The sequence below is a fragment of the Loktanella agnita genome (assembly GCF_046640325.1).
GTDB classification, from domain to species: domain Bacteria; phylum Pseudomonadota; class Alphaproteobacteria; order Rhodobacterales; family Rhodobacteraceae; genus Yoonia; species Yoonia agnita.
Map to the genome: position 1 here is coordinate 165,338 of NZ_JBJMBF010000002.1, position 14,717 is coordinate 180,054.

General features: G+C 59.6%; 17 protein-coding genes. 2 read left to right on the forward strand and 15 right to left on the reverse strand.

What is annotated here, in order from left to right; all coding sequences use genetic code 11:
- Window positions 1-5 precede the first annotated feature (5 nt).
- Window positions 6-641, forward strand: coding sequence for an acyl-homoserine-lactone synthase (locus ACJ5NV_RS02860; protein WP_411642109.1), 636 nt, complete (start codon window positions 6-8; stop codon window positions 639-641).
- 40 nt (window positions 642-681) lie between these two features.
- The gene (locus ACJ5NV_RS02865) at window positions 682-2,208 is read left to right on the forward strand and encodes an ATP-dependent DNA helicase (protein WP_411642110.1); all 1,527 of its coding nucleotides are present in this window, start codon (window positions 682-684) and stop codon (window positions 2,206-2,208) included.
- A gap of 13 nt (window positions 2,209-2,221) precedes the next feature.
- On the opposite strand, the gene ACJ5NV_RS02870 is transcribed toward ACJ5NV_RS02865, so the two are convergent.
- From ACJ5NV_RS02870 to ACJ5NV_RS02940, 15 genes are all read right to left on the reverse strand, one after another.
- A complete protein-coding gene (locus tag ACJ5NV_RS02870) occupies window positions 2,222-2,971 on the reverse strand; it encodes a TIGR02186 family protein (protein WP_411642111.1) in 750 nt (249 codons plus the stop codon).
- Window positions 2,968-3,885 carry a sulfite exporter TauE/SafE family protein gene (locus ACJ5NV_RS02875; RefSeq protein ID WP_411642112.1) on the reverse strand — a complete coding sequence of 306 codons (918 nt, stop codon included), beginning with the start codon at window positions 3,883-3,885 and terminating at the stop codon, window positions 2,968-2,970. The genes ACJ5NV_RS02870 and ACJ5NV_RS02875 overlap by 4 nt, the downstream gene beginning before the upstream one ends.
- Before the next feature lie 134 nt (window positions 3,886-4,019).
- Window positions 4,020-4,826, reverse strand: a complete 807-nt coding sequence (locus ACJ5NV_RS02880; protein ID WP_411642113.1) for a purine-nucleoside phosphorylase — start codon at window positions 4,824-4,826, stop codon at window positions 4,020-4,022.
- Window positions 4,810-5,778: an ABC transporter permease gene (locus ACJ5NV_RS02885; RefSeq protein WP_411642114.1), complete on the reverse strand. Its 969-nt coding sequence runs from the start codon at window positions 5,776-5,778 to the stop codon at window positions 4,810-4,812. Before ACJ5NV_RS02885 ends, ACJ5NV_RS02880 begins: the two co-directional genes overlap by 17 nt.
- Window positions 5,779-6,204 carry a hypothetical protein gene (locus ACJ5NV_RS02890; RefSeq protein WP_411642115.1) on the reverse strand — a complete coding sequence of 142 codons (426 nt, stop codon included), beginning with the start codon at window positions 6,202-6,204 and terminating at the stop codon, window positions 5,779-5,781.
- Window positions 6,205-6,207: 3 nt separating this feature from the next.
- Window positions 6,208-7,293 (reverse strand): ABC transporter permease, encoded by a 1,086-nt coding sequence (locus tag ACJ5NV_RS02895; protein WP_411642116.1) that lies wholly within the window; start codon window positions 7,291-7,293, stop codon window positions 6,208-6,210.
- 3 nt (window positions 7,294-7,296) lie between these two features.
- Window positions 7,297-8,898, reverse strand: coding sequence for an ABC transporter ATP-binding protein (locus ACJ5NV_RS02900; protein WP_411642117.1), 1,602 nt, complete (start codon window positions 8,896-8,898; stop codon window positions 7,297-7,299).
- Window positions 8,898-9,218: a hypothetical protein gene (locus tag ACJ5NV_RS02905; protein ID WP_411642118.1), complete on the reverse strand. Its 321-nt coding sequence runs from the start codon at window positions 9,216-9,218 to the stop codon at window positions 8,898-8,900. Before ACJ5NV_RS02905 ends, ACJ5NV_RS02900 begins: the two co-directional genes overlap by 1 nt.
- Before the next feature lie 140 nt (window positions 9,219-9,358).
- The gene (locus ACJ5NV_RS02910) at window positions 9,359-10,354 is read right to left on the reverse strand and encodes a BMP family lipoprotein (RefSeq protein WP_411642119.1); all 996 of its coding nucleotides are present in this window, start codon (window positions 10,352-10,354) and stop codon (window positions 9,359-9,361) included.
- A gap of 188 nt (window positions 10,355-10,542) precedes the next feature.
- Window positions 10,543-10,962, reverse strand: coding sequence for a GNAT family N-acetyltransferase (locus ACJ5NV_RS02915; protein ID WP_411642120.1), 420 nt, complete (start codon window positions 10,960-10,962; stop codon window positions 10,543-10,545).
- Window positions 10,959-11,558 (reverse strand): tRNA (adenosine(37)-N6)-threonylcarbamoyltransferase complex dimerization subunit type 1 TsaB, encoded by a 600-nt coding sequence (gene tsaB, locus ACJ5NV_RS02920; protein WP_411642121.1) that lies wholly within the window; start codon window positions 11,556-11,558, stop codon window positions 10,959-10,961. The genes ACJ5NV_RS02915 and tsaB overlap by 4 nt, the downstream gene beginning before the upstream one ends.
- The gene (locus ACJ5NV_RS02925; protein WP_411642122.1) at window positions 11,548-12,111 is read right to left on the reverse strand and encodes a NifU family protein; all 564 of its coding nucleotides are present in this window, start codon (window positions 12,109-12,111) and stop codon (window positions 11,548-11,550) included. The genes tsaB and ACJ5NV_RS02925 overlap by 11 nt, the downstream gene beginning before the upstream one ends.
- A 95-nt stretch (window positions 12,112-12,206) precedes the next feature.
- Window positions 12,207-12,662 carry a universal stress protein gene (locus ACJ5NV_RS02930; protein WP_411642123.1) on the reverse strand — a complete coding sequence of 152 codons (456 nt, stop codon included), beginning with the start codon at window positions 12,660-12,662 and terminating at the stop codon, window positions 12,207-12,209.
- A gap of 36 nt (window positions 12,663-12,698) precedes the next feature.
- Window positions 12,699-13,757 (reverse strand): AbrB family transcriptional regulator, encoded by a 1,059-nt coding sequence (locus tag ACJ5NV_RS02935; protein ID WP_411642124.1) that lies wholly within the window; start codon window positions 13,755-13,757, stop codon window positions 12,699-12,701.
- The gene (locus ACJ5NV_RS02940; protein WP_411642125.1) at window positions 13,757-14,617 is read right to left on the reverse strand and encodes a branched-chain amino acid aminotransferase; all 861 of its coding nucleotides are present in this window, start codon (window positions 14,615-14,617) and stop codon (window positions 13,757-13,759) included. Before ACJ5NV_RS02940 ends, ACJ5NV_RS02935 begins: the two co-directional genes overlap by 1 nt.
- Window positions 14,618-14,717: the final 100 nt, after the last annotated feature.

The window sequence follows — 14,717 nt, forward strand, 5'->3', positions numbered from 1 at the left end:
TAAGAATGCTTCGTTATATGTATGCGAGTGAGTTGTCTAAGTATCCGGTTCTTGAAGCGTCCATGTTCAGGGATCGTGCGGTTCAGTTTTCGGAACGCCTGAAATGGGCGGTCCATGTGGACGAAAACGGGTGGGAGCGTGATGAATACGACGCGAAGAACCCGCTCTATGTCATCTGGCAGAATTCCGACGGCACCCATGGTGGATCCATGCGGTTTCTGCCCACAACCGAACGCACGATGGTCCATGACCATTTCTCGGAACTGCTGAATGGCGCTGAAATTTGCAGCCCGTTTATCTGGGAATGCACCCGGTACTGTCTGGGGCAACAATCCAATGCGCGCATCGCAGCCGCGATGATGCTTGCAGGCGGCGAATTGATGCGGGCCTTTTCCCTGACCCACCTGCTCGGTGTCTTTGATCCGCGCATGGTGCGGATTTATTCCATGATCGGCGCATCACCAGAGGTCATTGGCAGCGCGGGCGAAGGTCGCGACAAGATCAGCGTCGGCCTCTGGGCCTATCGCCCCGAAGACCGTGAAAAAGTCCTGCAACGCGCAGGGATCAGTTCCGAGCTTTCCGAAGCCTGGTTCAGCAGATCCTTTGGCCGCGCAGTAGAACAAGCCCGCGAAGCGGCCTAATCCGCTGGAAGACCCGCGACGGGACAGATACTGTCGCGGCATGAACGTACCTGCCCTTACATTTTCAGAAGACCAGGCCGAGGCTTGGGATAATGTGGCCAACGCCCTGCGGCAGGCCGGCGTCGATCTCGACGACAGCCTGCTGCAGCCGCCTTTGTCGGATACCACATCCGTCATGGCGGTGATCGGCAAGGCTGGGTCGGGTAAGACCATGCTGCTGGCCCGGCTCTACAAAGCGCTGGAAGAAGCAGGCGTCGACGTGATTTCCGGCGATTGGGAGGGCCGCAAAAAGCGCGATCGCCGCACCCTCGCCATTCTTGCGCCCACCAACAAAGCCGCAAGCGTATTGCGCAATCGCGGCGTGCCCGCCACGACGATCCACCGAATTCTCTACACCCCGGTCTATGACCCCGAATATGAAAAAGTCGCGGAATGGCTGGCCGGGCAGGGCGATAAGCCCGAAATCGAAGGGCTGACCGATATGGCGCTCGACCGCGCCTATGCCTCTTATCAGGTGAACAAATCCGTCCCGGCCGCGCTGGCGGCGGCAGGGCTACGGGGCAGCGATTTCATCACCGGCTGGAAACGGCGCGAAGAACCGCTGGATATCGGTTTCGTCGATGAAAGCTCGATGCTGGATCAAAAGCAATTCGATGATCTGCAAGAGATTTTCCCAACCCTGCTGCTGTTCGGCGATCCAGCCCAGTTACCCCCGGTGCAATCCAGCGGCGGCATGGTGTTTGAAAGCCTGCCGGAAAAACGGGTGCTGACGCTCAGCCGCATCCATCGACAGGACGCGGGCAATCCGATCCTTGATCTGGCCCACGCGCTGGCCGACCCGCAGCTTGATTTCTATGCGTTCGAACGCATGGTCGAAGAGGCCGCGCAGCGCGACGAACGTGTGGTCATGGCCCAACGGGTAGAGGCCGATTTGATGGCGCGCTCCCCCTGTCTGGTCTGGCGCAACGCGACCCGCATCCGGTTGATCCACGCCTTTCGTGCCGCCTTTGATGCGCCGCCCGACGAATTGCTGCCGGGCGAGCCGCTGATTTGCGACGGGCTGGAACTGCCACTGAAACACCGCAAGAAACGTCTGGATCTTGAGGCGCGCGGCCTGATCAAAGGCGCGCAGGTTATCTATCTGGGGCCGGGCAAACGCCCCGGCTTTTCCAAGCTTTTCGTCATGGGGGCCGAAGAACCGCAGGTCGGCGTCGCCAGCATCGTCAAGATCGAACAAGAAGGCGAAGCGGAACCCTTCATCCCCTTCGCCGCCCGCATGGGTGCCACCTTTCTGCATGGGGCCGCGGTCACCATCCACAAGGCGCAAGGCTCGCAATGGAAAACCGTGCAGGTCTTTGCGCCCGATATCTACGCCGCGTCCCGCATGGGGCGGGTCGAGGCGGGGCAACCTTTGTGGAAACGCTTGGCCTATGTCGCGATCACCCGCGCCGAAACGCAGCTACGCTGGGTCGTGCGAAATCGGCTCGCCCGCCCGCAAGGCGTACTGCGCGTGGATGACCTTGAAATAACGGCAGCCCCGCTTGAGCTGAGCAAAGAGATGCTGTGAAAATCGAAACGCTTTAACGACGCAGCAGACTGAATGCAGCCGACGCGCCCCAACCGGCGCTGATGGCAATGAACAGCGACATCAGCCCGTAAAGAAACGCTTTTTCCTGCGCGAGATTGTAAAGAAAGCTTTCCAGCCCCACGCGCCTGACGGGGATCGCGGTGATATATTCATCAATCACACGCCCGTTCCGGGTCAGATAGATATGCGCCTCATAGATACCCTCGGTCAGGTTGGCGGGTAGGGTGATGGCCGCGCGGAACAGCGTATCCTCTTCCAGATCAACCGCCCCTTCCAACACCTGATACAGCTCAGCGCCCGACCGGATACGGATCAAGGCTTGGGTGAATTCGCGACTGTTCGCGACTTGCGATCCAACAGACCTGATCGCGCGGGGGATGGTGATCTGATAGCGCAGATCCTCGACATCGCGCAGAATATCCCTGACAGGCGCATTGGTTGCGACCGCATAGAAAGACGGCGCTGAATCCACCTCAACCGCCTCTGTATTGACCCAGATGCCCAAGCGGCGGGCCTTGCGGCGGACCATGATCGGTGCGTTGGGCCCGGCGACGGTGACGATGACGCCAAGCTCGCTCTTGTCCGGAATCGGCTCTTCGCGCTTGATCGCGCCAAAGACCAGAATATCCGACCCTTCGAAGGTCGCGGTGATTGCCACCTGATCGCGGCTCAGGCCCAGCACGATTTCCTCGGCCTTTGCGGGCAGTGCGCAGATCAACAGCAAAGCGAACAGCCGGATCATGACAGCCCCCCGGTGCCCAGAGAATACAGCTCGGCCGGTTCGATCAGCAGGTCCAACCCGAGTTTGCCGCAGACCAGCAGCACCAGCAATGCCAGAAGAATGCGCAACTGCTCGGCCTTCATCTTGACGCCGATCCGTGTGCCGAACTGCGCCCCGATCACCCCGCCGATCAACAGCAGCACCGCTAACACCACATCAACGGTCTGGTTGGTGGTCGCGTGCAGCATCGTGGTGAATCCGGCGACAAAAATAATCTGAAACAGCGATGTGCCGATCACCACCTTGGTGGGCATGCCCAGCAGATAGATCATCGCAGGCACCATGATAAAGCCGCCGCCAACCCCCATGATCGCAGCCAGCATCCCCACCAGCATCCCCACCATGATCGGCGGAATGACAGAGATATAAAGCCCCGACACCCGAAACTTCAGCTTAAAAGGCAGGGCATGCACCCAGTTGTGCTTGCGCCGTTTTGGCACCGCGCCGGGCCTTTTGGCACGTTGGATCGCGCGCAGGCTTTCGACAAACATCAGCGCGCCGATCACCCCAAGGAAAACCACGTAACACAGCTGCACCAACAGATCGACCTGCCCCAGCGCACGCAAAATGTTAAAGACCGCAATCCCCATGGCAGAGCCGATCAGGCCGCCAATCAGCAGCACCGTCCCCATCACCATGTCGACCGTTCGTCGTTTCAAATGCGCCAGCAGTGCTGAAAAGGATGATGCGACAATCTGGTTGGTGCTGGTGGCCACGGCAACCGCCGGGGGGATGCCCACGAAAAACAGCATCGGCGTGATCAGGAAACCGCCGCCCACGCCGAACATACCCGACAAAATGCCGACCAATCCGCCTATGCCTAATAATAGAAAGGCGTTCACCGAAACCTCGGCGATGGGAAGATAAATCTGCATGAACTAGTCCGGGCGTTTGGGCCGCTGCGCGCAACAAGCACCTTTGCAAGGTTTCTGTCAAATCTTTGCGGCGGAATTATGCTGCCCCCGCAGCATTTTCGTCACGTGGAATCATCACTCAGGGTGATCTGGACCTAACGCAGAGTACTTAAGAACTCGCGAAGAACCTTTTCCAGCTTCGCCGCCCCAATCGGGGCCATGGCTTTGGTATGGGCATGGCTGATCGCCTCATCGCTCATGCCAGCGGCCATATTGGTGATCGTGGAAATCGCAGCCGCCTTCAGCCCCAAAAACCGGGCAAGGATCACTTCGGGCACAGTGGACATACCCACCGCATCGGCCCCCAGCAGTTTGATCGCGCGGATTTCGGCAGGGGTTTCAAAGGATGGGCCGGAATACCACGCATAAATCCCGTCAGCCATCTCTGTCCCGGTCTCAGTGGCGGCCTGACGTAATGCAGCCCGCAGCGCCGGATCATAGGCGTCCATCATCGGGACAAAGCGCGCATCGGTCGGTTCACCGATCAACGGATTCAGCCCCGAGAAATTAATATGATCCGTCAGGCACATGATCGAGCCAGTCGGCATGTCGGGCAGTAGCGATCCGGCCGCATTGGTGGCAATCACCGTATCCGCGCCCAACGCGCACAGCACCTCCAGTGGCAGGCGCATCGCGTCGGGCTTGCCGTGTTCATAATAATGCGCGCGCCCGCCGAAAACGGCTACGCGGGTGCCTTCCAGATCGCCGATCACAAGGTTCGGATTATGGCCCGACACGCCCGTGCCGGGAAAGCCGGGCAGATCAGCATAGGGGATGGCCACACCATCCACCGTATCGGCAATATGACCAAGGCCAGAACCAAGGATCAGGCCGATGCGGACCGGGGCGGCCCCTGCAACGGCCTTGATCTGATCGGCAATCTGCTTAGCGTTCTTTGACATATGGCTCGCCCCCTGCACGGGGTGGGATCGCCTTGCCCACGAAACCGGCCAAAATGATGACGGTCAGTATGTAGGGCAGCACGTCAAGGAATTGAGCATTCACCTGAAAACTCAGCACGCGTTCGATCACATCCGGACGTAGGGCCATCGCTTGCAAAAAGCCAAACAGCAGGCAGGCATAAAGCGCATACCAAGGGCGCCATTTGGCGAAAATCAACGCAGCCAGCGCGATATAACCACGGCCCGCGCTCATGTCTTTGACAAAGCCAGCCTGCAAGGCAGTGGCCAGATAAGCGCCCGCGATCCCGCAAAGCACACCGCAAATGCCAACAGCGGCGTAACGCAAAAACACAACAGAAACACCGGCGGTGTCCACTGCGGCAGGGTTTTCACCCACGGCGCGCAGACGCAGGCCGAACCGGGTGCGAAACAGGACCCACCACGTCAGCGGGACCATCAGCAAGGCCACATAAACAAGGGGCGTATGCCCCGAAATTAACTCGTAATAAATCGGCCCGATCACCGGCACGTCGCGCAGTGCTTCGGCGAAAGGCAGGGTGATCGGCTCGAACCGGCCATTGCCCGAAAGCTGCGGGGTACGCCCGCCTTGTCGAAACCAGCTTTGGGCAACAACAACCGTCAGCCCGGCCGCCAGAAAATTGATCGCAACGCCAGAAATCAACTGGTTGCCGCGAAAGGTAATCGAGGCCAGCCCGTGGATCACCGACAGCACGATAGAGGCACCAATCCCGGCCAGCAGCCCCAGCCAGACATTGCCTGTGACCGATGCGATCGCGGCAGACAGAAAGGCGGCGGCCAGCATTTTCCCTTCCAGCCCGATATCAAAGATACCGGCCCGCTCTGAAAACAGGCCAGCAAGACAGGCCAGCAAAAGCGGGGTCGCCAGACGCACGGTAGCGTCCAGCATCTGCAGAAGGGTCGCAAGATCCATTTAGGCTACTTTCTCCATCAGAAAGGGGAACAAGGCAAAGAACCGGTCCGCGACCTCGGGGGTGCTGCGCAGGGCGGCTTCGGCCTCGGCCTGTGTGATGTCATTGGCCTGCGTGCGGTCACGGCGCAGAAAGAACTGCAACCCCAGCATCGCGTCGAAACGCTCATCCGTGATGAACGGATCATGGGGGATACGGCGCATCACGGCCGCATTCGGACGGAACACATTGGTGCGGTTCTTGACGGCCAATAGGGCCACCAGATGCGGGGGCACATCGCCGCCGGGGGTTTGGTCAATCACATGGTGAATCCACTGGTGGAATTCTTCCATCGTAATCATGCCAAGTGCCAAACAGCTGAGCACAAAGCCCAGATCGGCACCAGTGTCATCCTCGACACCGATTTTGAAAGGTCCTGCCATTGTCATTTTTTATGCTCTCCTCATTGCCAGGAAAAGCCGCTCAAGCGGCATACGCACCATATTGTCCAGTGCGCCCGTGAACAGGATCACCAATGCCTGTATTACGATGATCAGTTCACGTGGGATCGACGTCCATAGGGCGAGTTCTGCGCCGCCTTGATATAGAAAGCCGAAAAGAAGGGCCGCAAGCAATACCCCGAAAGGATGATTGCGCCCCATGAGTGCGACGGCGATGCCAATAAAGCCAGCGCCCTCGGCTGCGTTCAGGACCAGCCGTTCGGCCTCGCCCTGTACGTTGTTGATGGCCATCATGCCGGCCAAAGCGCCGGAAATTAGCATAGAGACCATGATAATTTTTGTCGGGCTAATGCCCGCGTATTTTGCGGCCGATTCAGACTGGCCGAATGACCGGATTTCATAGCCAAGCCGGGTCCGCCAGATCAGCGCCCAGACGGCAAGACAGGCGGCAAGCGCCACAAAAAAGCTTATATTGGCCGGTGCACCGCGAAAGACCGTGCTTTCGCCAAAGCTGAACATATCCTGAAACGATGGTAGATGGGTTGGCTCGGGGAATTTCGACGTCGCCGGTTCCATGCCCGGTGCCTTAAGCGCGCCAATCAGCAGATAGTTCAGCAGGGCCGAGGCGATAAAGTTGAACATGATCGTCGTGATCACGATATGGCTGCCACGTTTGGCCTGCAAAAAGGCCGGGATCGCGGCCCATGCCGCCCCGAAAATCGCCGCACCAACAGCCGCACCCAGCAGCGCCAGTGACCAATGGGGCCAAGGGATATAAAGACAGACAATCGCCACGCCCAGCCCGCCCAGCAGTGCCTGCCCTTCGCCACCGATGTTAAACATCCGTGCGTGAAAGGCCACAGAAACCGCCAGCCCGGTAAAGATGAAATTGGTCGCGTAATACAGCGTGTAGCCCCAGCCATAGGTCGAACCTAGCGCGCCCTCGACCATCAGCTTCAGCGCAGCCCAGGGGTTTTCACCAATGGCGACAATCACCAGCGCGGACAGGATCGCGGCCAGAAGGATCGAAATCAATGGAATCAGAACGACATCGGCCCACTTTGGCATCACGTCCATGCCTCAGACCTCCTTGCGCGCATTGCCAGCCGCATGGGCCAGATTGGCCTCAACAGCCTCATGGATCGGACCAGATGGTTCGGTTGTCATCCCGGCCATCAGCAGGCCAAGTTCTTTTTCATCTGTATTCTGAGGCATCCGCTCGCCCATTATTTTTCCGTCGAACATAACAGCAATGCGGTCGGAGAGCGATAAAATCTCTTCCAATTCAACGGAAACTAATAGAATTGCCTTCCCCTGATCCCTTAGTGCAACAATCTGCTGGTGGATGAATTCGATTGCGCCGATATCCACACCGCGTGTCGGCTGGCCGATCAACAGCAAATCCGGGTTACGCTCAATCTCGCGGGCCAGCACGATTTTCTGCTGGTTGCCGCCGGAAAAGTTCTTTGCCGCAAGCTTTGGATCGGGGGGGCGCACGTCGAAACGCGCCATCTTTTCGGCGGTGTCTTCGCGGATCGCGGCATTATCCATCAGCAGCTTTGACCGCTGGTAACGCGGATCATGGTGATAGCCGAACGCGGTATTTTCCCACGCATGGAAATCCATAATCAGCCCCTCGCGCTGGCGATCCTCGGGGACATGGGCAATGCCACGGGCGCGGCGGCTCTGACCGTTGGACTTTGTGCCGGTCAGGTCGATCTCTTCACCATTGACGCGGATCGTGCCTGTGGCCTTTTCATAGCCGCCCAGAACCTCCAGCAGTTCCGACTGACCATTGCCCGCAACCCCGGCGATGCCAAGGATTTCACCGGCATGCACATCAAAACTCACGCCCTTCAGGCGCTGCACACCTTTACCGTCGGTCACATTCAGATCGCGCACCTCTAGGATCGTGCGCCCGATCTCGGCGGGTTTCTTATCGACGCGCAGCAGCACCTTGCGGCCCACCATCAGCTCGGCAAGCTCCGGCGGGCTGGTCTCGGCTGTCTTGACGGTCGCCGTCATTTCGCCACGACGCATCACGCTGACCGTATCAGTGATCTCCATGATTTCGCGCAGCTTATGGGTGATCAGGATGATCGTCTTGCCCTCACGTCTGAGGTTCTCAAGAATGCGAAACAGGTGATCCGCCTCGGCAGGGGTCAGCACCCCGGTGGGCTCGTCCAAAATCAGGATATCCGCCTTGCGGTACAGGGCCTTCAGGATTTCAACACGCTGCTGCATCCCCACGCCCACATCCTGAATGACGGCATCCGGGTCCACGTTCAGCTCATATTCTTCCGCCAGCGATTTCAGCTCACGGCGGGCGCGGGCCAGCGACGGGCGCAGCAATCCGCTGTCTTCGGCACCCAGAACCACGTTCTCAAGCACCGTGAAATTTTCAACCAGTTTAAAGTGCTGGAACACCATCCCGATGCCGGCAGCGATAGCCGCCTGACTGTCGGGGATCGCCGTCTTCTCGCCGCTGATCCAGATTTCGCCCTTATCAGCCTTGTAGAACCCGTAAAGGATCGACATCAGCGTCGACTTCCCCGCCCCGTTTTCGCCGATAATCCCGTGGATCGTACCGGGCATCACCCGGATCGAGATATCCTTATTCGCCTGCACCGGGCCAAACGCCTTAGAGATGCCTTTCAGTTCGATTGCGGGGGCTTGTGACATCAGTTTTCACTTTCCATACAATAACCGCCGCTCACGACGGTGGCCGTCCCGTCAGAGTTTAGAACCGTATCGGTCCAAGCGCCACCTTCTGGTGAACGGCGAATTGTGACGATGTTGATCGCGCTGTCAGACGTGATCGTTTTCAGAAGCCACACCGCTTCTGTCGTGATTGCAGTCAGGGCATAACCCTGTGCGGCTGGCGCATGGGTCGCGGTCCGTGCAGACGGATCAACGGTGAAGCTGGCCGGATAGGCCGCCCCACCGCCGCGCCCATTGGCGTCAGCCGTGTTTTCCCAGCCCCATTGGCATGAAAAATGCATGACGTCGCTCATCGCGGACGCTGGACATAAGATCATGAATAGGAACGACAAAAGCAGTTTGGGCAATGGGCGCGCCTTCGATGCAAAGGGCCGCGCGGATTTCTCTGCGCAGCCCCGTAAGTTTGGCCAGTCAGCGGCGCTTAAAAGTCAAGCGCCGGGCAGGCTTCGTCGCTGGAATAGTCATGCACTTCCAGTGTCCCAGCGGCCATTTCGGCAGCGGCGGCATAGGTCGCCGACAGCATCTCATAGCTCACGATCGGCTCGTTATTGGCATCCATCGCAAAGCCGACGCCGCGGTTGCCCACGCTCATGACGTTGAACCCGGTTTCCAGTTCTTCACCGGCGATCATGGCCTCGTAAACAGCATTGTCGACACGCTTAAGCATGGATGTCAGGACCTGACCCGGATGCAGATAGTTCTGGTTGGCATCCACACCAATCGACAGGATGTCTTCATCGGCTGCGGTTTGCAGCACACCCACACCCGTGCCGCCAGCGGCAGCGAACACCACGTCAGACCCTTGGCTGATCTGCGCCTTTGTCAGTTCGGATCCTTTGACCGGGTCATTCCACGCAGCAGGGGTGGTGCCGGTCATATTGGCGATCACAGTGACGTCAGGGTTCACCGCCTTGGCACCTTGGGCATAGCCACACGCAAATTTACGGATCAGCGGAATGTCCATGCCGCCGACGAAAGACACCGTGTTGGTCTCAGACGCCATCGCCGCCATCATGCCAACCAGATACGACCCTTCATGTTCGTTGAACACGACAGAGCGCACGTTTGGCGCGTCAACCACCATGTCGATGATGGCGAATTTTGTGTCGGGATAGTCAGCAGCCACGTCGGCCAGCGATGACGCCCAGGCAAAACCTGCCATGACAATCGGGTTCGCGCCAGACTCGGCAAAGCGGCGGATCGCCTGCTCGCGCTGCGCGTCGGACTGAATTTCGACCTCAGCATAAGAGCCACCGGTTTCTTCAGCCCAGCGTTCGGCCCCGTTATAGGCGCTTTCGTTGAAGGATTTGTCGAACTTGCCACCAAGATCGAACAGGATAGCGGGATCAGCGGCAGCGCCACCTGCGGTCAGCGCCAGTGCGGCGGACGCGCCAAGGAATTTCTGCGTAAGGGTCATTTTTGGATCTCCCAAGTCGTTACACGAGGTTTACCGGGCGGAACGCGCCCCCTCTGTTTGCATTTGAACCGATCTACGTCGAGTCATCGTCAGATAAGGCCTTGCCAGTGGCAGAAGATCAACTGCTTTTTAACAGATTTGCCTTGCAGCACGCCCAAATCGACCTGTTTTCGGCGCGTGATGAACCCTTAGGCGGATCGCAGGTCTTTGCTCATAAGAATGGCTGCAACGGGCTGTCTGTCAGCCCTGTGATAATAGCCCGGCCTGCGCCCGGTTTCCTGATAGCCTGACTTGGCGTAAAGAGCACATGCGCCTGTATTATCTTCGGCAACCTCAAGAAAAAGCGTGGCAGCCCCGGCAGCCCGCGCGTGTGATTCTGCCTCTGCCAGCACCGCGCCCGCCAGCCCGCGCCGACGATGGGCGGGCGCTGTGGCCAAGGTCAGTAGCTCCGCTTCGTCCACAATAACGCGCACAAGCGCGGCGGCGCGTGGATCGCCGCAGGCAAAGGTGCCGCTGTGGGCCAGCAAAGCATCAAATTCTGACGCCGACCAATGCCGGCTGTCAGTAAAGGCCGCGCCGTGCAAAACCGCGAAATCCTCTGGCGTCACGGCAGGATCACCGGGGCCGAATCGCGGGGCGGGGCCGCATCGGCATTGCGCACATAAAGCGGGGCAGGGCGCGGGGCCGGACGATCCAGCTGCGCCGCCGTGATGCGCGCAACAGCGCCAATCAACATGTCAGCAGATTTTTCAGGGGCCGCCGGATGCGACAGCACCGCAGAGCTGCGGGGCACCAACACAGGTTTACCGGCCGCACCAGCCGCGTCGAAATCCTGCAGGTAACATTGGTCGCGTGGGGCGGGAATGAGTGCAGTCACAGGATAGCCAGCACCAAAAGCACGGGCCTCAAACCCGTTCACACCAATAGCAGGCTTGCCAAGGCCAAGCGCCAATCCACGTGCCGCTGAAACCGCAATCCTGATCCCTGTAAAATTCCCTGGCCCGGTGCCCACGCCCAGACCATCCAGATCACGCCAGCCCAACCCTTCGGCGGTCAGCATGTCTTGCAGCATCGGCATCAAATGCTCTGCCTGCCCTTTGGCCATCTCATCAACCCGCGTGACAATACGGTCGCCCAACAGCAATGCGGCGGCGCAATGCGCCGCCGATGTATCAAATGCAATCAGCTTGGTTTCAGGCAGCAACCGGCCGTACCTCGACCACCTCGGGGATGTAGTGGCGCAGCAGGTTTTCGATCCCCATTTTCAACGTCAGGGTCGAAGACGGGCAACCGGCACAGGCACCTTGCATATGCAGATAGACGATGCCGCGATCAAAACCGTGGAAGGTGATATCGCCGCCATCCTGGGCCACCGCAGGGCGGACGCGGGTATCAAGCAGCTCTTTGATTTGGCCCACGATTTCGGAATCCTCGCCGGTATGTTCGGCATGACCGCTTGCCGGGGCATGATCGGCGGCCATGACAGGCTGACCGGATTGATAATGCTCCATGATCGCGCCAAGGATACCCGGCTTGATGTGATCCCATTCCACATCATCGGCCTTGGTCACGGTCACGAAATCAAGCCCAAAGAACACGCCCGTCACGCCACCTGTCGCAAAAATGCGCTGCGCCAGTGGTGAATTTTCCGCCGCTTCCGCGCTCGGAAAATCAGCGGTTCCAGCGTCAAGAACCTTCTGGCCGGGCAAGAATTTCAGCGTCGCCGGGTTCGGTGTGGATTCGGTCTGGATGAACATGGGGAAACCCTTTTTTGCAGGCTTCAAATATGGGCGTCGCAGGGGGTGAAGTCAAGGATTAGAACTGTTCTAAATTGGCTTGTTTAGCGACACGATCAGGTGATTGCCTCCAGCCGCTCTTTCGACAGGTTGCCGGGCACGATGGTGATCGGGATGGGCAGGCTGCCAGACTGACGGCTTAGATGGGTGACCAACGGGCCAGGCCCCTTGTTGTCGACCCCGGCCCCCAGCACCAGCACACCAATATTGGGGTCTTCGTTGATCTGGTCCATAATTTCATTCAACGGCTCACCCTCGCGGATGATCAGTTCGGGATGAACACCCTGCTTGTCGCGCATCCATTTCGCGAAGACCTCAAAATGCACCTCAATCCGCTCGCGCGCCTCGGCGCGCATGATCTCTCCCACGCCGATCCAATGATTGAATTCATCCGGGGGAATGATCGCCAGAATCGCAACCCCACCGCCCGAATGGGCCGCCCGCATCGCGGCAAAACGCATCGCGTTCAGGCATTCGCGGCTGTCATCCAGAACGACCAGAAATTTACGCATCGGTCCACTCCCCTGCTTCGTGCCGATATTGTCGCATCAGCGCGATGCTGGCAACGGCTCTTGGGTGCGACGGATCAGGACCGGGATCAGGACCGACAAAAACAACAGCCGCGCCACATGCGCCGCCGCCACAAAGCCGGGGTTCGCGCCGATGGCCGCCCCGATCACGGCCATGGTTTCCAACCCACCCGGCGAAAACGCCACCAACACGTGCAGCATTGGCATTTCGACAATGCCAGCGGCGAACCACGCCGCCACAACCGCCAGCGCCGCCGCCAACGTCGTGCCTGCTAACCCGGCCAGCGCCGAACGGCGCAGCTCTGCCAGCGTGACCCCGGCAAAGCGCGTGCCGATCAACGTCCCAATGGCCGCCAGCACCGGGAATGCGATCCAGTGGCTTAGCCCGCCGGGGACCAAGCCCGACAGCCGGACCGCCGCACCGATGATCATCCCAGCCAGCAGCATCGGGGCGGGAACCGGCGTGCGCATCAACACAGGGGCCAACGCCAGCGCCGCAGCAATGCACAACGTCGTCTGCAACAGCGTCATCTCATGGATCACCGGTGCGTTGTTCAGCCCAATCCCAGTCTCAATCCCGGCCAGCGCCACCGCGAAAGGCACCAGCAGCGTCAGCGCTAAAAGCCGGATCGACTGCACCACCGCCACACCCCGCGTCGCCAGACCAAGGTCTTCGCCCAGCGCGATCACGTAGCTCAGGTGCCCGGGTGCCGCAGCCAGCAGACCCGACCGCCTGTCGGTCGGCATCAGCACCACCATCAGACGCTGGCCAAGGATAACCATCAGCAGGACAGCCACCCCCAGCAGCGCAAAGGCCAACGGCCAGCGCACCAGCGCGGCCACAGAATCAGGCGACACCGTTGCGCCAATCGCAATCCCGGCCAGCAGAAAGATGAAATTGCGCAGATGATGCGGGAATTGCAGCGGCAGCCCCATCAGCGATGCCAGCGTCGTCAAAATCGCGGGGCCGATCAGCAGCGGCACCGGCAATCCCAATGCAACGGCGGACAAGCTACCAACCGCACCCAACACGACAAGGCCAACCAAGCTGGCGGCAGACGCGCCCCAGGCGTTCATCAAGCAGAGGCCGCCCAATCCCAATACATCTCGCGCACGCGCTGCGTCAGCTTGCCAACCTGAAACTGGCGATCCTCAAACGCGGTAACCGGGGTGACTTTTGACATATTCCCCGACAAGAACACCTCATCCGCGGCGCGGAAATCATCAAAGGACAGCACCGTCTCATGCACCGCGATGCCGTCGGCGCGCAGGTTGGCGATATGGCGGGCGCGGGTGATCCCGGCCAGGAATGTACCATTGGCGATTGGGGTGAACACGTCACCGTCACGGACCATAAACACATTCGCCGTCGCGGTTTCAGCCACATTGCCCATCGCATCGGCGGCCAGCGCATTGCCAAAACCACGGGCGCGGACCTCGGCCAGCATCCGGGCGTTATTGGGATAAAGACAGCCCGCCTTGGCATTGACCACAGCACTTTCCAATGTCGGGCGGCGAAACCGGGTCAGCCCCAGCGTGGTCGAGGCCGTATCAGCAGCCATCGGGATTTCTTCCAGACAGATCGCAAATCCCGTCGCATCCGGATTGGGGACAATGGCCGTCGGATCGCCATTGATCGCCCAATACATCGGGCGGATATAAATGGCAGCGCCCTTGGGGTAATGTTGCAGGCCCTCGCGGACCAGTGCCACCATATCCTCTGTGCTGACCGTGGGAGTGATCATCAGCGCCGCCGCCGAATGGTTCGCGCGGGCACAATGCAGATCCAGATCCGGCGTCAGCCCATTCACGCAGCGCGCGCCGTCAAAGACCGTCGTCCCAAGCCATGATCCGTGATCCGCCGCACGCATGATCGGCACATCGCCATCATGCCATGCCCCGTCGAAATAAGTGCGGATATTCGTGCCTGTCGCCATGATCAGCCCTCCTGATGGGCAGAACCTACGGGGCGACCTGAACAAGGTAAAGACGCTGGGTGCGCCCGGTGCCGGGGGACACCGGACGCAATCGGTTCCG